This is a genomic window from Micromonospora rhizosphaerae (assembly GCF_900091465.1).
Taxonomy (GTDB): domain Bacteria; phylum Actinomycetota; class Actinomycetes; order Mycobacteriales; family Micromonosporaceae; genus Micromonospora; species Micromonospora rhizosphaerae.
In genome coordinates this window covers 4,405,774-4,425,598 of the sequence record NZ_FMHV01000002.1, presented here as the reverse complement: position 1 = coordinate 4,425,598, position 19,825 = coordinate 4,405,774, and the positions used below count along the sequence as shown (strand labels likewise).

The window sequence follows — 19,825 nt, the reverse complement described above, 5'->3', positions numbered from 1 at the left end:
GCACAACGCGAACAGCCGGCCGGAACCTACCGATTCCGCAAGGTCGACACCCTCGACCTATATCAACCGATCCTCACTGATCAGGGATTCTAAGAAGAACGGAACCTCTGTGTCCCGCCAACCAGCGGGCAGTCAGCGTGACTCCCGCCGGTGGGTGGTGGAGCGGACCCTGCTCGCCGCGCCGAACGAAATGGAGCAACCGGTTAGCCATCCGCCACCTCATGTCCAACCTGGCGCGGCGATGGTAGCGCCTCTCGATCGTCGCCCGCGTGTCCGGCGAAACACCTGACTCGTTGACCGAACGGACGAGGACAACCGATGACAGGACCGGATTAGCGGGACTCCGTTCGAGGGTCATTCCTGTCGTTCGCCTTTTAGCGTCCCCGCCCATACACGTTCAGGTTCCACCGCCGTGAATGGATGTGACGATGGCACAGCGGCTGCCTCTGCAGGAGATCCGCGACCGGACGTACAAGGACCGGGACGCCTGGTGGACGGTCTGGCTCGTCGACCCCGTCGCCTCCCGCCTCGTCCGACTCGTGGCACCCTACCGGTGGATCACCCCGAACCGGCTGACCACGGCGGCCTTCCTGCTCGGGTTGGCCGCGGCGGCCTGCTTCGCGCTGCAGGACTACCCCTGGCTGGTCGCCGGGGCGGTGCTCTTCCACCTCAGCTTCGTGATCGACTGCATGGACGGCAAGGTCGCGAGGCTCAACGGCACGGGTTCGGTCTTCGGCGCCTGGCTCGACTACGTCTTCGACCGGCTGCGGGTCCTCGTCTGCACGATCGCCCTGATGGCCGGGCAGTTCCAGCGGACCGGCGATCTGACGTACCTCTGGGTCGGTGGTGGCGTCATCTTCCTCGACATGTTCCGCTACCTGAACGCCCTGCAGATCGGCAAGGTCAAGGACCAGATGCGTGCCGAACTCTCCGCGCTGCAGGGCGAGGGCGGCGTACGTCCGGCGTTCGTCGAGGAGACCGTCCAGCAGCAACCCGTGGGCGCGGCGACGGCGGACCAACTGGCGGCCGGCGAACGGCCGGTCGTCGACGTCTACGGCGACTTCCGCACGCGCTTCGGCCTCTTCGTGCGGTTCCGTAACGCGCTGGTCCGCCAGCGCATCCGGGCCCATGTGGTCAGCGGCATCGAGTTCCAGATGGCGGTCTTCATCATCGGGCCGCTGACCGGGTTCATCATCGGTTCCGCCGTGGTCGCCGGCGGCCTGGTGGTCGCGTTCGAGCTGCTGCTCATCTACAAGCTCAGGGCGGCGACGCGCAGCTTCACCCGCCATCTCGCCGATGCCAAGTCGTCAGCGGCAGCGGCCGCCTTGGCGACCCAGCCGGCTGGCATTGAGGCCGACGCCGTGCCGGTGTGAGGTCTGACCGCCCTCTCGAACTCAAATCGCTTCATCCTCGACGAGCGTGACGGGACTTGAACCCGTGACCCCCTCGCTGTGAAGCCGGGGTGGGACCCGCTGGGCCCCACCCCGGTGCGACGCCGCCGGTCAGCGGCGGGAGTTGTCCACGTCCGTCGGCGGGATGACCATTGTGGCGTCGGTGTCCATCGCCCGGTCCGCGGTGGTCTGCCGCGGCGTGGTCGGCTGGGTGCGGTCCGGGTCGGCGTACGGCGCGACCGGCTGGGTGCCGTCGGCCGAGGTGTACGGGGCGACCGGCTGGGTCCGGTCGGCGGTGTGCCCGGCGACCGGCTGGGTCAGCTCGGCCTCCGCGTACGGAGTCACCGGCTGGCTCAGGCCGGCCTCGACGTCCCGCCGGCCCGCCTGGTACGCCCGGGCGTGCGTGGCGATCGTCTCCGACTCCTGCTCGGCCCGGGACAGCCAGTTCTCCCAACGGCTCTGCATCGGGCGGACCAGGCCCCCGCCGACGCCGACGACGAGGATGCCACCGATCGTGGCGAGGACGGCGATCAGCACCGGGGTGGTCACCGTGGTGGCGACGCCGATCTGGTTGAGGGCGGCGATGATGCCCAGCCCCAGGATGAGGACCGAGGCGATGTTGGCCAGCAGCCGGCCGTAGGAGAGGCCGCCGAGCGCACTGCTGATGATGTCCTTGACCGCCTTGGCGATCGCGGCGGCCACCACCACGATGACGATCGCGACGAACGCCCGGGGCAGCCAGGCCACCACACCACGGATCAGGTCGGAGATCGGGTTCGGGCCCCAGATGCCGAAGGCGAGCTGGAGCGTCACCAGCAGCACGGCGTAGTAGGCGAGCTTGGCGACGATGTCACTTGCGTCGTACCTGGACCGGGCGAGGGCGTTCTTGATCCCGCCGCGCTCGACCGCACGATCGAAGTGCACCCGTTCAAGGATCTTGTCGACGATCTTGAGGACGGCCTTGGCGATCAGCCAGCCGACCACAAGGATCGCGATGAAGGCGACGGCCTTGGGCAGGAACAGCATCACCGAGCGGAACGCGTCGCCCACCGCGTTCCCGAAGTTGTCTCTCATCGAAAGGCCTCCACGCACGTGTTCGGTCGGTCTGCCCCGACCTACCCGAATCGGCCGAGCGGGAAACGCGATGACGAGCCCGAGGGTCAGATCGCCGTCGCCTTGACCACCTTCCAGTCGCCGTCGACCGGGACCATGGTGAGCACGACCCGGTTCTGGTCCACCTTCTCGCCCGCCGTGCTGACGTTGCGCCGGTACTGGTTGAGATAGACCAGCAGTTCGACCCGGTCGGCGTCGGCGGTGACCACCCCGGTGGCGGAGACCTCGGCCAGCACCACCGCCTGCTGCTTGGTGGCGGTCTGCTTCAGCGTCGCGGTGGTCTGGGCGTACTCGTGGGCGAAGGCGCCCGTGGCGAAGGTCCGTCCATTGGCGACGCTCTCGTCGAAGGTGCGGTAGTCGTACGAGAAGATGGCCTTGGCGGCCGCGGGCGCGGCGGCCAGGGCCTGCCGTACGGCCCGGTCCCGCTCGTCGGCGCGATGGTCGCCGTACCAGCCGGTGACGGCGAGGGCCGCCGCGATCACGATCGCCACGATGAGCGCCGGCAGCAGTGGGACGCGCCCAGCCCGTCGGCGCAGGGCTCTGGGGATACGCATGGGTCTCCTCCTCGGGTCAGCCGACGAACTGGAGCTTGGACACGAGCCAGTCGCCGGCGTCCGGGTCGCGGACCATGTCCACCTGGATCCGGTAGTGCGACGGCCGTCCCTCGGGCGCCTTGACGTTCTTGACGGTGGCGTCGACGGCCACCAGCACGACCGCCCGCCGGCGGTCCCCGGAGACCAGTCCGGCCCGCAGCACCGACCCGTACGACTCGACCCTGTTCTCCACCACCGCCGTGCGCACCTGCGCCTGGCCGCGGGTGAACTCCTCCTTGAAGTCGCCGGTCGCCCCCGCGGCGATCCGTTGCAGGTCTCGGTCCACGCTGGCGGCGCTGACCGAGACGAAGTTGACGCTGGCCTGCTTGGCGGCGGCGAGCGCGGCCTGCCGGGCGTCGTCGGTCGCCCGGTCGACGTACCAGCGGTGCCCGTACACCCCGGCCGCGGCCAGGGTGGCGGCGAGCACGACCACGAGCAGGCCGACCAGCGCCCGCCGCCGGCCGGGCGTACCCGCGTCCGTGGCGGCGTCGTGGGCCTTCCCGGTCCGGACGGGGCCGGCGTCGGGGCGCGGCAGGTCCTCGACCGGCTCCTGGTCGAGGCGCTCCAGCACGTCCTCGATCGGGGCGGCTGCCGGCTGCGGCACGGCACGGGTGACGAGCCGGCGACGGGTGGGACCCGGCGAGCCGGACTTCGCCCCCTTGATCACTTTCAGCGTGGTGCTCCTACGGCTTTGCACCGCCACCTCCTCTGGTACGCCGGTCACGGGGTCAACCCGGCGAGCAACAACTGCTTCCAGGACTGGTCACCGGCCGTCCGGTACTGCCCGCCGGTCCCACCGAACTGCAACGGCCGCCCGTCGGAGCCGAGCACCAGGCCGGTCGCCGGGTCGTACCCGCTGACACTCCCCTGCTCGGGCTGGGCGGGGGCCGGCGGGCGGCCGGATGGCCGCGGCGCGTTCCCGGCACCGCGGACGCTGGCGCCGGCCGCGCGGTCCCCGGCGCTGCATCGGCCGCCGCCACCGCGGTAGACGCAGGAGGGCGGGTCACCGGCGTTGACCACCAGTCCGAGGTGCGCCGTGCCGTCCCCTGGGGTGACGGTGAACCCGCCGGCCACCGCTATCGGGTAGACCACCAGCAGCTGCTCGATGCCGGGCAGCCGGCGGGCGGCGATCCCGTTGACGGTCACCAGGTTGCCGAGCAGAGTGCCGATGCTCGGGTCCAGTCCGCGCAGCAGTGCCTGCAACTCGGCGCCGGCCTGCGGCCCGGTGGCGAGCAGTCGCCGCAGGTCCGGGTCGGCGGCGCGGACGGTGGCGGCCAGCTGCGCCAGCCCGGCCGACCAGCGGCGCAGCGCCTCGGCCGATTCCGCCTGGGTGGTCAGCACGGTCCGCCCGTCCCGGATCAGCGCGAGCGTCTCGGGCAGCCGGGCGTCCGCGTCGGTGAGCAGCGCGTCGCCGGCGTCGAGGATCCGGGCCAGCGCCTGCTCGTTGCCCTCGAACGCGGTGCCGAGTTCGGTGATCAGCACGGTCAGGTCCGCCGGGTCGACCGAGCGGACCAGGGCGTCGAGGTTGGTCAGCAGCGTCTCCGGGGCGAGCGGGACACCGGTGCGGTCGACCGGGATGACCGCGCCGTCGGCGAGGAAGGGCCCGCCGTCGCGGTCGGGACGCAGGTCCAGGTACTGCTCGCCGACCGCGGAGCGTTGGGTGACGACGGCCCGCAGGGCGTCGGGGACCCGTACGCCGCGATTGATCCGCAGGTCGGCGCGGACCCCGTCGGCGTGCAGGTTGACGGCGGTGACCCGGCCGACGGGGACGCCGCGGTAGGTGACCGGGGCGTTGGCGAAGATGCCGCCGGCGCGGGCGAGGTCGACGTGGACCACGTAGCCGCCGCCGAGCAGCCGGTCGCCGAGGCCGACGTAGCGGATCCCGACATACGCGATGCCGAGGACGCTCACCAGCACGAACGCCAGGACCTGGAGTTTCGCGGTACGCCCGATCACGGGATCAGCCCTCCTCCCAGCAGGTCCGGCAGGTCGCCGACCTGTCCGGTGACCGCCCCGGTCACCGCGAGCACGCAGTCGGCCGTGAGGACGGTGCCGGCCGGCAGTTCGGTCCCGGCGGGGAACACCGTGCCCGGGGGCACGATCCCCTTGGGCAGGAGCAGCCCGCCGATGGGCACCTCCGAGCCGGGCTTGAGCAGCACACAACCCTCGGGCAGCCCGCACTCCTTCGGCGGGGTCCACGTCGCGGGGAAGTTCTTCAGGTCCGGCAGGCACTTCGTGAGTGGCAGCCCGGGGAGGGTGGTGTCGCCGGGCGTCGACCGGGAGCCGCCGCCGCTGGCGGGGGGCGCGGTGAGGGCGCTGGGCGTGGCCTGCCGGACCGGTGCGGGCGCGGCGGCGACCAGGTTGGCCAGGATGCTGGCCGCGTCCAGGTCGGCGGTGACGGAGAGGTTGACGAAGTCGCCGACGATCGCCCCGGTGACGTTGGGCGGGAAGGGATACGACAGCATGAAGTCCATCGACTTCGGCAGGTCGTCGCCGGCCCGGGCGAGCTGCTCCAGGATCGGCTGCAGCGCCCGTACGCTGGCCAGGGTGTCGTCCCGGCTGCGGTTGACCACCCGGGTGCCGACCTTGCCGAGTTCGCCGAGGGCGGTCAGCGCCTTGGTGAGCTGGGCGCGCTGCTGAGCCAGCACGGTCAGGCCCGGGGCGAGGGAGTCGAGCGCGTCGCCGACGACCTGGCGTTGCCGGGCGAGCCGGTCGGTCAGCCGGTCGAGCGCCTCGATGGCGCGGACGAGGTCAGTCTTCTGCCGGTCCAGCCCGCCGATGAACGTGTCGAGCTGGCGCAGGGTGTCGCGGACGGCGGGCTCGCGGCCGGCGAGGGCCCTGCCGAGTTCCTGGTTGATGGTCTTGAGCTGGGCCAGGCCGCCGCCGTTGAGCAGCAGGCCGAGCGCGGCGAGCACCTCCTCGACCTCGGCGCCGCGGGCGGTGCGGGACAGCGGGATGACGCCGCCGTCGCCGAGGCGTCCGCGTGCCGGCTCGGTGGGGGGCGGGGCAACCGTCACGTACTTCTCGCCGAGCAGGCTGCTCTGGCGTACGGCGGCGGTGGCGTTCGCGGGCAGCCGCACGGCGCGGTCGATGCGCAGCCGCACTCGGGCGTGCCAGCCGGACAGCGAGATCTTCTCCACGCTGCCGACGGTCACGTCGTCGACCTTGACGGCGGCCTGCGGCACCAGATCGAGCACGTCGCTGAACTCGACGGTGACGGTGTAGCCGTCGCCGGCCGGGGCCCCGCCGGGCAGCGGCAGGTCCGCGAGCTCCGGAAGGCCGCAGCCGGCGGGGAGCGTCAACGCCGCGAGGGCAGCGGCCAGCACGCGGAGCAGCCGGGGCCTCATGCCGGGCCTCGCAGGATGCCGCCGAGGGTGGGGTCGCTGGTGATGGCGGGGCCGCCCGGCGCCGGGTCGGGGATCGGCGCACCGGGAGAGCTGAACGGGGGTCTTCCCGGGGAGGACCCGCCGGTCGCCGGGGCGCCGGGCGGCAGCTTGAGCAGCTTGCGCAGCTGGTCGGTCATGGGCAGGCCGCGGGAGTGCAGGGTCTGCGCGAGCGCCCGGCACTTCGCCGGCACCTCGGCAGCCGGGAGCTGATCCACCATCAGTGAGCAGACGAATCCGGCCGGGTCGTAGGGACCCATCAGGTTGTCCCGGGTGTCCAGCGTGCCGGAGCGGGAGTTGTACGCCAGGTTCAGGTTGTTCAGGGCCAGCGGCGCCACGTCGAGGATGTCGATGACCGCCCGCTGCTGACGGACCAGTACGCGGGTGATGTCGGCCAGCGCGGCGACGTTCGAGGTCAGCACCGCCCGGTTCTGCTTCACGAAGCTGGTGACCTCGGCCAGCGCGGCGGCGAGGTTGCGCAGCGCGGCGGCCAGTTCGTCCCGCTCGCCGGCGAGTTGCTCGGCGACATCGGCGAGCTGCTGGTTGAAGGCGCGCACCTGCTGGTCGCTGCGGGCCAGCGCGGTGGTGAAGCGCTGCAGGTTGGCCACCGAGCCGAACAGGTCCTGCCGTCCGTCGGCGAGGGTGCTCAGCGCGCGGGACAACCCGTCGAGGGTGTCGTGCAGGTTGCCGCCGTTGCCCTCCAGGTTGGCCCGACCGGTGGCGACCACATCCGACAGCGCGCCGTCGGCGTTGGCGCCCTGCGGGCCGAGGGTGCGATTGAACTCGTCGAGCGCCTGGTAGATGTCGTCGATCTCCATCGGCACAGCGGTCCGGTCCACCGGGATCTCGGCACCGTCGGGGAGCGCGGGCCCGCCGGTGAAGGCCGGGGTCAGCTGCACGTACCGGTCGCTGACCACGCTGGGCGGGACGATCAACGCCTGGGCGTCGGCGGGAACGTCCACCTCGGGGTCGTAGCGCATGCTGACCCGTACCGTTCGGCCCTGCGGGGTGACCGACTCCACCTCGCCGACCCGGACGCCGAGCACCCGGACGTCGGAGCCGGGATACACCCCGACCGCCTTGGTGAAGTACGCGACCACCCGCCGCTGCGCCGGGTCGTGGCGCCACAGGACCACGCCGGCGGCGACGGCGGTCAGCAGCACGGTGGCGGCGGCGAGGGGACGCCGCCAGCGCTGGATCGGGCCGGGCATCAGCGACCTCCCGTCGTGGGCTGGTACGGCTGGAGCAGGCCCGAGACGTACGAGTCGAACCAGCGTCCGTTGCCGACCACGTTGGCGAACGCGGTGACGAACGGCGCCATCCGCCGGATGGTCTGCTCCAGGTCGTCGCGGTTGCGTTGCAGGACGGCGACCACGTCGCGCAGCTTGCGCAGCGCCGGTTCGAGCTGGGCGCGGTTGTCGGCGACCAGCCCGGACAGCTGGGTGGCGAGGTCGTTGGTGCCGACCAGCAGCTGGTGGATGGCGTCCCGGCGGCGGCTCACCTCGGCGAGCAGCTTCTCGCCGTCGGCGACCAGCTTGCGGAAGTCCTCGTCGCGCTCGGCGAGCACGCCGGTGACGGTCCGGGCATGGGCGAGCAGGGTCCGCAGCTCGGCGTCCCGGCTGGCGACGGTCTTCGACAGCCGGGACAGCCCGGTCAGTGAGGTGCCGACGCTGGCGGGGGTGTCGGCGAACGTCGCGGAGAGGGTGGTGAACGCCTGGGCGAGCTGGTCGGTGTCGACCTTGTCCAGGGTGTCGGCCAGCCCGGTGACCGCCTGCACCACGTCGAACGGCGCGGCGGTGCGGGACAGCGGGATCTGTCCGCCCTCGGGCAGCCGTCCCGCTCCCGCCGGTGACAGGGCGAGGTACTTCTGACCGAGCACGGTCTTGATCCGGATGGTGGCGCCGGTGTCCCGGCCCAGCCGTACGCCGTCGTCGTCGACGCGGAACCGCACCCGGACGTACGGCGCCGGGCCGCGGGCCAGGTCCACCGCGGTCACCGTGCCCACCCGTACCCCGGCCACCCGCACCTCGTTGCCGGCGGTCAGCCCGCTGGCGTCGTGGAACGCGGCCTGGTAGGCCCGGCCGGTGAGCGCGGCCAGCCGGTCGAGCTGGAAGGCGCCGAGCAGCGCGGCGACGATCACGACCAGTCCGATCGCGCCGACGACGACCGGATTGCGTTCGCGGAAGGGCTTCACTGGCGGCCTCCGGTGGCGCAGCGGGCGGCGGGGGCGCTGAAGGTGGCCGGGTTGAGCGGTGGCTGGCCGGCGACGGCCACCCGGCCGTCGAAGTCGCAGAGGTAGAAGTTGAACCAGGAGCCGTAGGAGGCGACCCGGGTCAGCGACTCGTACCGCTCGGGCAGCCGGCCGAGGGTGCCGTCGATGACGGCGGAGTTGCGGTCCAGGGTGCCGGCGAGGTCGTCCAGGGCCCGGACGTCCGCCGCCAGCGGCGGCCGCACCTCGCGCAGCAGCGATGAGGTCACGTCGGTGAGTTCGCCGAGGTTGGCCAGAGCGTCCCCGATGGCGGTGCGGTCGGCGGCGAGGCCGGAGACGAACTGTTGCAACTGGCTGATGGTCTGGTCCAGGTCGTGGTCCCGGCTGGCCAGCGTGGCCAGGACGCTGTTGAGGTTGGTGACGACCCGGCCGATGACCGCGTCCCGGTCGGCGAGGGTGTTGGTCAGCGACGCGGTGCGTTGCAGCAGGCTGGTGATCGTGCCGCCCTCACCCTGGAGGACCTGGATGATCTCGTAGGCGAGCTTGTTGACGTCGTCGGGGCTCAGCGCGGTGAACAGCGGGCGGAATCCGTTGAACAGCACGGTCAGGTCGAGCGCGGGCGTGGTCTGCGCGAGCGGGATCAGGCCGTTGGCGGGCAGCGGCCGGCCCTCCCCCGGTCCCTCGGTGAGCGCCACGTACCGCTGGCCGACCAGGTTCCGGTAGCGGATCTTGGCGCGGACGCTGGTGGCCACGGGCACGTCGCGGTCCACGGTGAAGGCCACCTCGGCGACCCGGTCGTCGACCACCGTGATGTCGCTGACCTTGCCGACCCGGACCCCGGCGATCCGAACGTCGTCCCCGGCGAGCAGTCCGGTGACGTCGGTGAACCGGGCCCGGTAGGTGACGCCGTCGGGTGGGAACGCGCCGAGGGTCTGGGCGAGCAGGCCGGTCAGCAGCAGCGTCACCGCGGCGAAGAGCACCAGCTTGACCAGCGAGGTCGTCGTCTTCCCGGTCATCGGGCGTTCACCACCGCTCCGCGCAGCAGCGGCCCCCAGAGCAGGACGGCGATGTCGGGCACCTCCGCCGGCGGCGTGCCGGTGAGCCCGCCGACGAGGGGCTTGACCAGGGCGCTCTCCTCGCCGGTGCCGGCCTGGCCCATCGCCGCGGAGCCGGCAGCGGTGCCGGCCGGCCCGCCCGGCACGCCCACTGGCAGGAGGGGGTGGGAACGGGCGCCCCGGTAGTCGTAGCCGTCGTTGACCGGCACCTCGGGGGCGGGCACGGACGGGTGGGGCAGGCGCCGGCAGTCCGGGCCGTTGTGGGCGCCGTAGACCGGTTCGTCGCGTCCCCGCTCGTACGGGCCACCGTCGCGAGTGACCTCGAGGGTGATGTGCATCCGGCCGCCGGCGAAGACCTCCTCGACCCGGGGTTGCAGGGCGACCAGCCCGCTGACCAGGCACGGGTACTCGGGGGCGTAGGTGGCGAGCAGTTCCAGCACCGGGCGGCTGACCTCGCCGAGCCGGATGAGCTGGTCGCCGTGCCGGTCGAGGAAGGCGCGGGTGACGTCGGCGGTGTCGGTGGTGTCGGCGAGCAGCGCGGCGAGCTGGGTCCGCTGGTCGCTGACCGTGCGGGCGGTGACGGTGACGTCGCGCAGCAGGGCGAGCAGGTCCGGCAGCGCGGCGTCGTAGGCGTCCAGCACGACGGCGAGCTTGCGGACGTCCTCGGCGAGGGCGGGCATCGCCGGGTTGAGCTGCCGCAGGTACGCGTCGAGCCGGGCCAGGTTCGCCCCCAGCTGGTCGCCGCGTCCCTCCAGCGCGGTGGAGATCGCGCCCAGCGTGGCGGCGAGCTGATCCGGTCGGATCGACTGCAGCAGCGGCAGCGCCTGGTCGAGCACCCGTTCCAGCTCCACCGCGGTACGGCTGCGGTCCTGGCTGATGACCGCGCCGTCGCGGATCGGGCCGGCGGTGCCGGCGGTCGGTGGGACGAGTTCGACGTACCGCTCACCGAAGAGCGTCTTGGGCAGCAGCCGCGCGGTCACGTCGGCCGGGATGCGGTCGGTCGTGGCGGGGTCGAGCGCCAGCCGGATGACGGCGCCGCCGCCGTCGCTGCGCACGGAACGGACATCCCCGACCACGACGCCGCGTACCTTGACGTCGGCGCCCTCGAGGAGTTGCAGGCCGGCGCGGTCGGCGTGCAGGGTGACCCAGGCGACCGGGGTGAACGCCTTACGGTACTGCAGCACCGAGGCGGTCAGCGCCGCGGTCAGCACGGCGATGAAGACGATGCCGAGGACGCGATGTCTCATGCTCACCCCGCGATCCGGACGGTGGTCGTGGCCCCCCAGATGGCCAGCGACAGGAAGAAGTCGACGATGTTGACCGCGACGATGGCCAGCCGGACGGCGCGCCCGACGGCGACGCCCACGGCCGCCGGCCCACCGGTGGCGGTGTAGCCGTAGTAGCAGTGCACCAGCACCACGATCACGCTGAAGACCAGCACCTTGCCGAACGACCAGAGCACGTCCACGGGCGGCAGGAAGAGGTGGAAGTAGTAGTCGTAGGTGCCGGCGGACTGGCCGAAGTAGAAGACGGCGATGGTACGGGTGGCGAGGTAGCTGGAGAGCAGGCCGATCACGTACAGCGGGATGACCGCGATGAAGCCGGCGATCATTCGGGTGGTGACCAGGAACGGCAGCGACGGCACCCCCATCACCTCGAGCGCGTCGACCTCCTCGGAGATCCGCATGGCGCCGAGTTGGGCGGTGAACCCGCAGCCGACGGTCGCCGACAGGGCCAGCGCGGCCACCAGCGGGGAGATCTCCCGGGTGTTGAAGTACGCCGAGACGAAGCCGGTGAACGCGCTGCTGCCGATCTGGTTCAAGGCCTGGTAGCCCTGCAGGCCGACCTCGGTGCCGGTGAAGAAGGTGAGGAAGCAGATGACGCCGATGGTGCCGCCGAGCACGGCGAGCGCGCCGGTGCCGAAGCTGACCTCGGCCAGCAGCCGCATCACCTCGCGCTTGTAGCGGCTCAGGGTGCGCGGCGTCCAGGCGAAGGCGCGCAGATAGAAGGAGAGCTGTCCGCCCAGGTCGTCCAGGTAGCGCAGCACGGCCATGTCAGCTTCCCTTCTGCGGTACGACCTGGAAGTACACGGCCGTCACGATGAAGTTCAGCGCGAACAGCAGCATGAAGGTGATCACTACGCTCTGGTTGACCGCGTCGCCGACGCCCTTGGGGCCGCCCTTGGCGGTCATCCCCTTGTAGGAGGCCACCAGGGCGGCGGCCGCGCCGAACAGCAGCGCCTTGACCTCGCCCACCAGCAGGTCAGGCAGCTGCCCGAGGGCCTGGAAGCTGGCCAGGTAGGCGCCCGGCGTACCGCCCTGCAGGACCACGTTGAACGCGTAGCCGCCGGTCACCCCGACCACGCTGACCAGCCCGTTGAGCAGCACGGCGACCAGCATCGAGGCGAGCACCCGGGGCACCACCAGCCGCTGGATCGGGTCGATGCCGAGGACCTGCATCGCGTCGAGCTCCTCGCGGATCTTGCGGGAGCCCAGGTCGGCGCAGATCGCCGAGCCGCCCGCGCCCGCGATGACCAGCGCTGTCACGATCGGGCCGGCCTCTCGCACCACCGCGAGCACCGAGGCGGCGCCGGTGAACGACTGCGCGCCGAGCTGCCGGACCAGCGAGCCGAGCTGCAACGCGATGACCGCGCCGAACGGGATCGACACCAGCGCGGCCGGGAGAATCGACACCGAGCTGATGAACCACGCCTGCTGGACGAACTCGCGTACCTGCACCGGCCGGCGGCCCAGGCCGCGGAGCGTGTCCAGACAGAACGCGAAGAACTCGCCGGATCGGCGTACGGCGGTGGTGGGGGCGCTCATCCGGCCACCTCGCGGTGCTGCCGCAGTTCCGCGACGGACAGCTCGACGGTGGGGCGCTCCGCGTCAGGCCGGCCGGCGAAGGAGCCCGGCGGCGGGGTGACCCCCTGCTCGCGGCACCACTGTCCGGCTGGTCGCTCGGCCCGGCGGGGCAGCCCGTCCGACGGAGGCAGCTGCAGCGGGATCGGCGGCAGCGGGGGCAGTTCGACGCCGGCCTGCGCCTCGGCCTGGAGTTCGTCGGCGTCCTTCTCCTCCGCCATGCCGATCGGGCCGATCCGCTGCGCGTTGAGGAACTGCCGCACCACGGGTTCGGTGCTGGACAGCAGCATCTCCCGCGGCCCGAACATGGCCAGGTGCCCGTGGTAGATCAGCCCGATGTTGTCCGGCACGGTCCGGGCGGTGTTGATGTCGTGGGTGACGATCAGGAAGGTCGCCTCGGTGCGCTGGTTGAGGTCGATGATGAGCTGGTTCAGGTAGGCGGTGCGGACCGGGTCCAGCCCGGAGTCCGGCTCGTCGAAGAGGATGATCTGCGGGTCGAGCACGAGGGCGCGGGCGAGGCCGGCCCGCTTGCGCATGCCGCCCGATATCTCGCCGGGCAGCTTCTTCTCCGCGCCGATCAGGCCCACCATGTCGAGCTTCTCGGTGACCACGGCCCGGATCTGGGACTCGGGCCGGCGGGTGTGCTCGCGCAGCGGGAACGCCACGTTGTCGTAGATGTTCATCGAGCCGAACAGCGCGCCGTCCTGGAACAGCACGCCGAAGAGCTTGCGCACCTCGTACAGCGCCCGTTCCGACAGGCGCGGCAGGTTCTGCCCCTCGATCCAGATGTCGCCCCGGTCGGGGCGGAGCAGGCCGACCAGCGTCTTGAGGAACACCGACTTGCCCGTGCCGGAGGGTCCCAACAGGACGGATATCTCACCGGCCGGCAGGGTCAGCGTGACGTCCGACCACACGGGCTGACCACCGAAGGACTTGGTCAGTCCCCGCACGGCCACCTCGACGCCCATCAACCCCTCCCTCCGTTGTTACCTGGGACATCGGAGGCGGTCGGACGAGCGCAACAGCTACTTTCCGCGGTGCCTCCACCACGAAGCGCGAGCTATGCAAAACCCGACAGTCTCGATAGCGTGCCGGTAACCGGCCGGTAATGAAGGTGTCTCGCAAAGCGTCATGACGACAGTGATCCAGCCAGAGCTCGTCCGTCGGGCCGCCGCGGGCGACCAGGCGGCGACCGCGACGCTGCTCACCGACGTACGTCCCGGCCTGGTCCGGTACTGCCGGGGCCGCCTGGGCCGGATCGGCGGGGCGTACACCACCGCCGACGACGTCGCCCAGGAGGTGTGCGTCGCGGTGCTGCGGGCGCTGCCCCGCTACCGGGAGCAGGGCTCGCCCTTCACCGCCTTCGTCTACGGCATCGCCGCGCACAAGGTGGCCGACGCGCAGCGCGCGGCGATCCGGGACTCGGCCGTCACCCCCACCGACACCCCGCTCGAGCAGCCCGACGGCGCTCCCGGGCCCGAGCAGCAGGCGGTCGCCAGCGACCTGGCCCGGCGGTTGTCCGGGCTGCTGAACAGGCTGCCGGACGTGCAGCGGGAGATCATCCTGCTGCGCGTCGCGGTGGGCCTCTCCGCCGACGAGGTGGGGACGATCGTCGGGATGACCGCGGCGGCGGTGCGGATGGCTCAGTCCCGTGCCCTGGCCCGGCTCCGTACCCTTGCCGGGGATGCACTGGACGAGGTGGCGGCATGAGTGAGCGCACGCCGGGCAGGGGCGACGAGGCGATGGATCTGGACACCCTCGCCCGGGACGACATGCTGCTCGACGCGCTCGGGCGCGGGGAGGACGCACCCGCCGACGACGACCTCGCCGTCATGCTCGCGGCGTGGCACGCCGACATCTCCGACGGCACACCCGAGCCGGCCGACCTGCGGCACCCGGCCCCGACCGGGGACGGCAGCCAGCCCACGCCGGTGCCGGTCCGCTCGGCGACCCGACGTCGGCGGCCGAGGCCCTGGGCGCTGCGTCTCGCCGCGGCCGTCGTCGCGGTGGTCGCCCTGGCGTCCGGGCTCGGCATCGGTAGCCGGAACGCCGGGCCGAGCAGTCCCCTGTGGTCGCTCACCAAGCTGCTGTACCCGGAGCAGGCCGAGGTGAGAGGCGTCGAGCAGACGATCGCGCGCGCTCGCGCCGCCCTGACGGCCGGCCGCCTCGACGAGGCGGAGCAGCTCCTCGACCAGGCCCGGCGGGACCTGCGCGGGATCACCGACCCGGCCAGCGCCGACCGCCTGCGCGCCGAGCTCGACACCCTGTCGCGCGAACTCGCGGCCGCCCGGGCGAGGTCCGCACCGACGGCCGTTCCCCCCGCACTGCCCGCCCCCGGCCCCGAGCCGAGTCCCAGCACCCGCAAGGGCGGGGGTACCACGGCGCCCGCGCCGCAGCCGTCCCAGCCGAAGCCGAGCGGCTCGTCGACCGGGGGGAGCGGTCCGCTGCTTCCGTTGCCCAGCCTGCCGCTTCCGCCGCCGCCCAGCCCGTCGCCGCTGTTACCGCTGCCGGGCCTGCCCCTGCCCACCAGCGGTCTGCTCGGCTGAGCTCCGCGGCCGCAGCTATCGGCCCGACCGCGCTCCCCCGCGACGACACCCCGCTCGGTTTGGGTGCTGCGCGTGAGCAGCGCGACGATAGCGGGCGCAGCCGCGGGGGGCCGGCGGGCGAGCCGGCGCAGGTGGTCCCGGCCTGACCCGGGACCACCTGCGGCGGTCAGCTCGCGGGTCGCTCCCGGTCGGCGTCCCGGCCGAGGGCGACCATCCGCAGCGTCTCCTCGCGGCGGCGGACCAGCAGCACGCCGGCAAGGAACGTTACGGCGGGCACGAGGACCAGCATGGCCCACTGCGCAGGTACCAGCGGGATGACGCGGCCCAGGTACATGCTGGACTCCTGCCAACCGGCCAGCGCGGTGTCGATCACCGCGGCGAGCGCGGCAACCGGTGCCAGCATGACCGGGATGCGCCGGCGCACCTGCGGGGTGAGGGTGCACAGTGTGACCACGACCGCCACCGCGGCGGCCGCCAGCCCGGCGACGTAGAGCCGGACGACCAGTGACCTTCGGGCCTCCAGGTCGTAGAAGACGTAGGAGGTGTACCCGGTCGCGTCGTAGGACGGCGCGGTCAGCCGGTTGACCTCCAGGATCGTCACGACGGCCAGGGACGCCAGGACCAGCGTCGCGAGTCGGCGTGCGCCCAGCACCGCGATAGCGCGGCGGGGCGGGGCGGGCACGCTCAGCGCCGCGGCCGCGACGACGGCGAGCGCCAGCTGCGGCAGGGTGTATACCACGTACGTCGGCTGATCGGCCACGCCCGGCCCTACCAGGACCATCCACGCGGCGGCGGCCGCCCAGGCGAGTCCGGCGGCCACCGAGCGCAGCCCGACCAGGGCGGCGAAGCAGACGCCCGCCCAACCGGCGACGCGTAGCCAGTCGACGAGGTCGGGGCCGGCCGGCCGCAGCGGTGGCGGAACGCTGGGGTCGGGCACGAGCTGGTCGATGAGTCCCTTCCCGGCGATGGTCAGCAGGACCAGGGCGACCAGCACCCCGGTCACCGCCGCTGCGTCGGCCCACGCCGGCTCGGTGAACCCCCGGGCGCTCACCCGCAGCCGGGCCCGGAGGCCGGCGCCGATCAGGTTCAGTGCGTCCCCGAGGCCGGGCCGGCGCTGGCCCGGCCGGGTGTCGGCGAGGAGGACGGCGAGCATCTCCTCCTCGTACGTCCGGCGGTGTTCCCAGGGATAGACGGCGAGCAGCCGACGGTAGCGGCGCTCCAGTTCCTCGGCGCTCACGCCGCTCCTCCCTCGGGGAGCAGGCCGGCGCGGCGCAGCCGGGCCCCGGCGGCGTCGGCGTTGCGACGCAGGCGGGCGGCCTCGTCGGCGAGCCGACGCGCACCCAGGGCGGTCAGGCGGTAGTAGCGGCGCAGCCGCGACTGCACCACCTCCTCCCGCTCGACCTCGATCAGGCCGTCGGCACGCAGTCGGTCGAGGACGGCGTAGAGCGTGCCGGCGCGCAGGCGGACCCGCCCGTCGGAGATGCGCAGGACGTCCTCGATGACGGCGTAGCCGTGCTGGGGTGACTCCGCCAGCGCGGTGAGGACCAGGAACGTCGGTTCCCGGAGGGGACTGTCTGTCATGGAGGTCAGCATATACAGCTAGCCGGTATATGCAATGACCCGTCAGCCGGGCGGTGGCTGTGGCCGGCGCCCGTCGCCGCCCTCGGCGGCCGCGGCCGCGACGCTCTCGGTGACCGGGCCGAGCACCGGCCCGACCGGCGTCGTCTGCGCCTGCGGGCCCCGCCCGCCCGGCGCCGCCCCCTCGCGGCGGGCGAACTCGGCGAAGAAGCTCAGCATCTCGACCGGGAAGGGCATCACCAGGGTGCTGTTCTTCTCGGCGGCCACGTCCACCACCGTCTGGAGCAGCCGCAGCTGGTACGCCCCCGGCGTCCCCGACATGGTCCGGGACGCGTCGGCGAGCCGGCGGGACGCCTGGTACTCGGCGTCGGCGATGATGACCCGGGCCCGCCGTTCCCGCTCCGCCTCGGCCTGGCGGGACATCGAGCGCTTCATCGCCTCGGGCAGCGCTACGTCCTTTACCTCGACCCGCTCGATGAGCAGTCCCCACGGCTTCTCGGTCGGCGCGTCGATCACCGCCTTCAGCTCGGCGTTGATCTTGTCCCGGTTGCTCAGCAGGGTGTCGAGGTCGGCCTTGCCGATCACCGACCGCAGCGCGGTCTGCGCGACCTGAAGCACCGCGGACTGATAGTCGCGCACGTTGACCAGGACCTTCACCGGGTCGACCACGCGGTAGTAGACGACCGCGTCGACGGTCACGGTGACGTTGTCGCGAGTGATCACGCCCTGCGCCGGCACGCCGATCACCGTGGTCTGCATGCTGACCCGCACCATCCGGTCGGCGACCGGGATGATGAAGTGCAAACCGGGCTGGCGGATGCGGTCCAGCACCCGGCCGAAGCGGAACACGACGCCGCGCTGGTACTGCTGCACCAGCCGGACGCTCAGCGACAGCACGAACACCGCGATCGCGATGACGATGACCAGGCCGACGACGGCGGCGGCTCCCATTGTCCCCCTCGATCCCGGAGGCGCCCGCCTCCCGGCGCCGCGCCTACCCCTTTTTGCGGCCTTCATTCCCGGCCGTCGCCGAGAATCCAGCGCCGCGTCGCGGGAGATCATCCACCCGACCGGCCAGCCCGCCCGAGTCGCCGATCCGACCGCCTTACCGCGCGCCCCCATCACGGGGAGACACAGAACAACTCCGATTGGTAGCGTGTCGATCGCTGCGCCGGTGTCCGGCGCCGACGGTGACGCCGGAGTCTGACCGTCGACTGGGGAGGTTGACGACGTGTGGGCGGACGAGGCCGGTCTGGACGCGGCCCAGCGCCGGATCGACGAGTGGGAGTCCTCGATCCAGGCGCGGGCGGAGCGCAGCAGGGCGCTCTCCGAGCGACTGTCGGGCCTCACGGCCAGCGCCGTCAGTCCGGACCGGACAGTCGAGGCCACCGTGGACTCCGCCGGGACGCTGATAGACCTGCGGCTCGACGAACGCATCCGGACACAGTCCGCGGCGCGCACCGCGGAACAGGTGCTGGCGACCACCCGGGCGGCGTACGCGGAACTGCTCCGCCAGGTGACCGAGGCGACGCGGGAGACGCTCGGCCCGGACGACCCGGCGGTCAGCGCGGTCATCGACTCGTACGGGCGCCGGCTCGGTGCCCGCGACGCGGGTGACGACGGTGCCGGCCGCTGAGGGCATCCGGGTCAGCCCGGAGGACCTGGTCGGGCACGCCGGCCACCTCGCCGGGGTCGCCGACGCCCTGACCGTCGCCCGGCAGGCCGGCCAGTCGGTGCGTCTCGGCGCCGACGCGTACGGGCAGCTCTGCGTACTGATGCCGGTGCTGCTCGACCACGTGCAACGGATCCTGGTCGAGGGCGTCGACACCGCCGCCCGCTCGGTGAACGACACCGCCGACCGACTCCGCGCCGTCGCCGGCCGCTACCAGGCCACAGACGGCCGGGCGGAGGACACGCTGAACCGGATCCGGCAGCGACTGTGACCGCCAGCCCGCTGGTCGCCGCCCCCGCCGACGGCCCGGTCAACCCGTGGGCCGGCGTCTGGATCGCCGAGGACATCCAGCTCATCGGCGAGGGCATCCGGAACGGCAGCTGGATCGACGGCACCCTCGGCGTGATCGGGGCGAGCCTGGATGGCCTGGCGCTCGTCTCCGACCCGGTCGGCTCCCTGCTTCAGTACGGGGTCTCCTGGATCATCGAGCACGTCCGCCCGCTCACCGAGGCGCTCGACTGGTTGGCCGGCGACCCGGCGCAGATAGCCGCGCACGCCCAGACCTGGCGCAACGTCGCCGGTTCGCTGCGCGACGAGGCGGAGAGCCTGGCCCGGGCGGTCCGGATGGACGTGGCGGAGTGGGGCGGCAGCGCCGGGCCGGCCTACCGCGGCTGGGCGGCCGAGCAGCAGCAGGCGATCGTCGGGCTGAGCCAGGCCGCCGAGACCATGGCGCTGGCCACCGAGGGCGCCGGCATGCTCATCTCCGCCGTCCGGCTGATGGTCCGCGACGCCATCGCCACCTGCGTCTCCCGCCTGATCGTGTACGCGGCCGAGGAGGCGGCCAGCCTCGGGCTCGCCACTCCCCTGGTCGTCGAGCAGGTCACCACGACGGTGGCGGCGTGGGCGGCGAAGATCGCGCAGTGGCTGCGCGGGCTGCTGGCCAGCCTGCGGCGGCTCATCCCGGAGATGCGCCGCCTCGGCGACCTCATCGAGAAGCTGAAGCAGTGGTTGACCCGCCTCACCAGGAACGGAGAAAAGCCGTCACCGTCACATCGTGAGCCGGAGTCGCCGACGACTCCTGGCAGCCCGAGCGCCGCCGACTTCAACAATCCTGAGATCGACGCACGGAAAATTACGAGCTATGCGATGAACCCGGATCATCCAGTTGGCAAAAACAAATATCGCGTCATCAACTCAGCAACTGGTCTGGACGTTGAGGACGCTGCCTTGATCGAAGAGCAGATCCGCAATGGGGTACGTGAGGGCATTCCCGTCCTCGGCAAGGCTGACCAGTACGGGCAGAGGTGGTCGGTGGACCTCCCGCTGACGGGCCCCAAGGGAACTATCATGGTCCGAACCGCGTGGATGCTCGAAGTGGGATCCTCGACGCCCCGACTCATCACCATCTCGTTCCCCTGAGGACT

The 19,825-nt window shown here is 72.3% G+C and carries 21 protein-coding genes; 6 read left to right on the top strand and 15 right to left on the bottom strand.

What is annotated here, in order from left to right:
* Positions 1–428 precede the first annotated feature (428 nt).
* Positions 429–1,373, top strand: a complete 945-nt coding sequence (locus tag GA0070624_RS20695; protein ID WP_091343544.1) for a CDP-alcohol phosphatidyltransferase family protein — start codon at positions 429–431, stop codon at positions 1,371–1,373.
* Between the two features lie 129 nt (positions 1,374–1,502).
* Here the strand turns inward: GA0070624_RS20695 and GA0070624_RS20690 are convergent, their stop codons facing one another.
* From GA0070624_RS20690 to GA0070624_RS20635, 12 genes are all read right to left on the bottom strand, one after another.
* Positions 1,503–2,465: a mechanosensitive ion channel family protein gene (locus tag GA0070624_RS20690; RefSeq protein ID WP_091343541.1), complete on the bottom strand. Its 963-nt coding sequence runs from the start codon at positions 2,463–2,465 to the stop codon at positions 1,503–1,505.
* Between the two features lie 86 nt (positions 2,466–2,551).
* Entirely contained in the window at positions 2,552–3,058 is a 507-nt protein-coding gene (locus tag GA0070624_RS20685; protein ID WP_091343540.1) for a hypothetical protein, read from the bottom strand.
* Between the two features lie 16 nt (positions 3,059–3,074).
* Positions 3,075–3,794: a hypothetical protein gene (locus GA0070624_RS20680; protein ID WP_141715110.1), complete on the bottom strand. Its 720-nt coding sequence runs from the start codon at positions 3,792–3,794 to the stop codon at positions 3,075–3,077.
* A 23-nt stretch (positions 3,795–3,817) separates the two neighbouring features.
* A complete protein-coding gene (locus GA0070624_RS20675; protein ID WP_176731799.1) occupies positions 3,818–5,053 on the bottom strand; it encodes an MCE family protein in 1,236 nt (411 codons plus the stop codon).
* Entirely contained in the window at positions 5,050–6,444 is a 1,395-nt protein-coding gene (locus GA0070624_RS20670) for an MCE family protein (protein WP_091343533.1), read from the bottom strand. Before GA0070624_RS20670 ends, GA0070624_RS20675 begins: the two co-directional genes overlap by 4 nt.
* Positions 6,441–7,691: an MCE family protein gene (locus GA0070624_RS20665; protein ID WP_091343530.1), complete on the bottom strand. Its 1,251-nt coding sequence runs from the start codon at positions 7,689–7,691 to the stop codon at positions 6,441–6,443. Before GA0070624_RS20665 ends, GA0070624_RS20670 begins: the two co-directional genes overlap by 4 nt.
* Positions 7,691–8,674 (bottom strand): MCE family protein, encoded by a 984-nt coding sequence (locus GA0070624_RS20660; protein WP_091343527.1) that lies wholly within the window; start codon positions 8,672–8,674, stop codon positions 7,691–7,693. The genes GA0070624_RS20665 and GA0070624_RS20660 overlap by 1 nt, the downstream gene beginning before the upstream one ends.
* Positions 8,671–9,705 carry an MCE family protein gene (locus GA0070624_RS20655; RefSeq protein WP_091343524.1) on the bottom strand — a complete coding sequence of 345 codons (1,035 nt, stop codon included), beginning with the start codon at positions 9,703–9,705 and terminating at the stop codon, positions 8,671–8,673. The genes GA0070624_RS20660 and GA0070624_RS20655 overlap by 4 nt, the downstream gene beginning before the upstream one ends.
* Complete coding sequence (locus GA0070624_RS20650) at positions 9,702–10,991, bottom strand: MCE family protein (RefSeq protein ID WP_091343522.1); 1,290 nt, start codon at positions 10,989–10,991, stop codon at positions 9,702–9,704. The genes GA0070624_RS20655 and GA0070624_RS20650 overlap by 4 nt, the downstream gene beginning before the upstream one ends.
* A gap of 2 nt (positions 10,992–10,993) precedes the next feature.
* Positions 10,994–11,797 carry an MlaE family ABC transporter permease gene (locus GA0070624_RS20645; protein WP_091343520.1) on the bottom strand — a complete coding sequence of 268 codons (804 nt, stop codon included), beginning with the start codon at positions 11,795–11,797 and terminating at the stop codon, positions 10,994–10,996.
* A 1-nt stretch (position 11,798) separates the two neighbouring features.
* Positions 11,799–12,569 (bottom strand): MlaE family ABC transporter permease, encoded by a 771-nt coding sequence (locus GA0070624_RS20640; protein WP_091343518.1) that lies wholly within the window; start codon positions 12,567–12,569, stop codon positions 11,799–11,801.
* Positions 12,566–13,573, bottom strand: a complete 1,008-nt coding sequence (locus tag GA0070624_RS20635) for an ABC transporter ATP-binding protein (RefSeq protein WP_091343516.1) — start codon at positions 13,571–13,573, stop codon at positions 12,566–12,568. Before GA0070624_RS20635 ends, GA0070624_RS20640 begins: the two co-directional genes overlap by 4 nt.
* 163 nt (positions 13,574–13,736) lie before the next feature.
* On the opposite strand from GA0070624_RS20635, the gene shbA reads away from it, so the two are divergent.
* Together shbA and GA0070624_RS20625 are read left to right on the top strand one after the other, a co-directional pair.
* On the top strand, positions 13,737–14,315 hold the full coding sequence (shbA, locus tag GA0070624_RS20630) for an RNA polymerase sigma factor ShbA (RefSeq protein WP_091343514.1): 579 nt from the start codon (positions 13,737–13,739) through the stop codon (positions 14,313–14,315).
* Positions 14,312–15,151 carry a hypothetical protein gene (locus tag GA0070624_RS20625; RefSeq protein WP_141715109.1) on the top strand — a complete coding sequence of 280 codons (840 nt, stop codon included), beginning with the start codon at positions 14,312–14,314 and terminating at the stop codon, positions 15,149–15,151. The genes shbA and GA0070624_RS20625 overlap by 4 nt, the downstream gene beginning before the upstream one ends.
* 166 nt (positions 15,152–15,317) lie before the next feature.
* Here GA0070624_RS20625 and GA0070624_RS20620 read toward each other — a convergent pair whose 3' ends face one another.
* The 3 genes from GA0070624_RS20620 to GA0070624_RS20610 are packed head-to-tail and all read right to left on the bottom strand — an operon-like array spanning position 15,318 to position 17,680.
* Entirely contained in the window at positions 15,318–16,388 is a 1,071-nt protein-coding gene (locus GA0070624_RS20620) for a hypothetical protein (protein WP_091343510.1), read from the bottom strand.
* Positions 16,385–16,732: a PadR family transcriptional regulator gene (locus GA0070624_RS20615; protein ID WP_091349181.1), complete on the bottom strand. Its 348-nt coding sequence runs from the start codon at positions 16,730–16,732 to the stop codon at positions 16,385–16,387. Before GA0070624_RS20615 ends, GA0070624_RS20620 begins: the two co-directional genes overlap by 4 nt.
* A 42-nt stretch (positions 16,733–16,774) precedes the next feature.
* The gene (locus GA0070624_RS20610; RefSeq protein ID WP_091343508.1) at positions 16,775–17,680 is read right to left on the bottom strand and encodes a slipin family protein; all 906 of its coding nucleotides are present in this window, start codon (positions 17,678–17,680) and stop codon (positions 16,775–16,777) included.
* A gap of 280 nt (positions 17,681–17,960) precedes the next feature.
* On the opposite strand from GA0070624_RS20610, the gene GA0070624_RS20605 reads away from it, so the two are divergent.
* The 3 genes from GA0070624_RS20605 to GA0070624_RS20595 are packed head-to-tail and all read left to right on the top strand — an operon-like array spanning position 17,961 to position 19,820.
* Entirely contained in the window at positions 17,961–18,365 is a 405-nt protein-coding gene (locus GA0070624_RS20605; protein WP_091343507.1) for a YbaB/EbfC family nucleoid-associated protein, read from the top strand.
* Positions 18,352–18,672 (top strand): type VII secretion target, encoded by a 321-nt coding sequence (locus GA0070624_RS20600; protein ID WP_091343504.1) that lies wholly within the window; start codon positions 18,352–18,354, stop codon positions 18,670–18,672. Before GA0070624_RS20605 ends, GA0070624_RS20600 begins: the two co-directional genes overlap by 14 nt.
* A complete protein-coding gene (locus tag GA0070624_RS20595; RefSeq protein WP_176731798.1) occupies positions 18,669–19,820 on the top strand; it encodes a WXG100 family type VII secretion target in 1,152 nt (383 codons plus the stop codon). Before GA0070624_RS20600 ends, GA0070624_RS20595 begins: the two co-directional genes overlap by 4 nt.
* Positions 19,821–19,825 lie beyond the last annotated feature (5 nt).

Bases quoted from the DNA above. Each gene is read 5' to 3' on its own strand.
- shbA (WP_091343514.1), top strand. From the start codon at position 13,737: ATGACGACAGTGATCCAGCCAGAGCTCGTCCGTCGGGCCGCCGCGGGC.
- GA0070624_RS20625 (WP_141715109.1), top strand. From the start codon at position 14,312: ATGAGTGAGCGCACGCCGGGCAGGGGCGACGAGGCGATGGATCTGGAC.
- GA0070624_RS20610 (WP_091343508.1), bottom strand. From the start codon at position 17,680: ATGGGAGCCGCCGCCGTCGTCGGCCTGGTCATCGTCATCGCGATCGCG.
- GA0070624_RS20665 (WP_091343530.1), bottom strand. From the start codon at position 7,691: ATGCCCGGCCCGATCCAGCGCTGGCGGCGTCCCCTCGCCGCCGCCACC.
- GA0070624_RS20695 (WP_091343544.1), top strand. From the start codon at position 429: ATGGCACAGCGGCTGCCTCTGCAGGAGATCCGCGACCGGACGTACAAG.
- GA0070624_RS20655 (WP_091343524.1), bottom strand. From the start codon at position 9,705: ATGACCGGGAAGACGACGACCTCGCTGGTCAAGCTGGTGCTCTTCGCC.
- GA0070624_RS20640 (WP_091343518.1), bottom strand. From the start codon at position 12,569: ATGAGCGCCCCCACCACCGCCGTACGCCGATCCGGCGAGTTCTTCGCG.
- GA0070624_RS20670 (WP_091343533.1), bottom strand. From the start codon at position 6,444: ATGAGGCCCCGGCTGCTCCGCGTGCTGGCCGCTGCCCTCGCGGCGTTG.
- GA0070624_RS20690 (WP_091343541.1), bottom strand. From the start codon at position 2,465: ATGAGAGACAACTTCGGGAACGCGGTGGGCGACGCGTTCCGCTCGGTG.
- GA0070624_RS20650 (WP_091343522.1), bottom strand. From the start codon at position 10,991: ATGAGACATCGCGTCCTCGGCATCGTCTTCATCGCCGTGCTGACCGCG.
- GA0070624_RS20685 (WP_091343540.1), bottom strand. From the start codon at position 3,058: ATGCGTATCCCCAGAGCCCTGCGCCGACGGGCTGGGCGCGTCCCACTG.
- GA0070624_RS20635 (WP_091343516.1), bottom strand. From the start codon at position 13,573: ATGGGCGTCGAGGTGGCCGTGCGGGGACTGACCAAGTCCTTCGGTGGT.
- GA0070624_RS20615 (WP_091349181.1), bottom strand. From the start codon at position 16,732: ATGACAGACAGTCCCCTCCGGGAACCGACGTTCCTGGTCCTCACCGCG.
- GA0070624_RS20645 (WP_091343520.1), bottom strand. From the start codon at position 11,797: ATGGCCGTGCTGCGCTACCTGGACGACCTGGGCGGACAGCTCTCCTTC.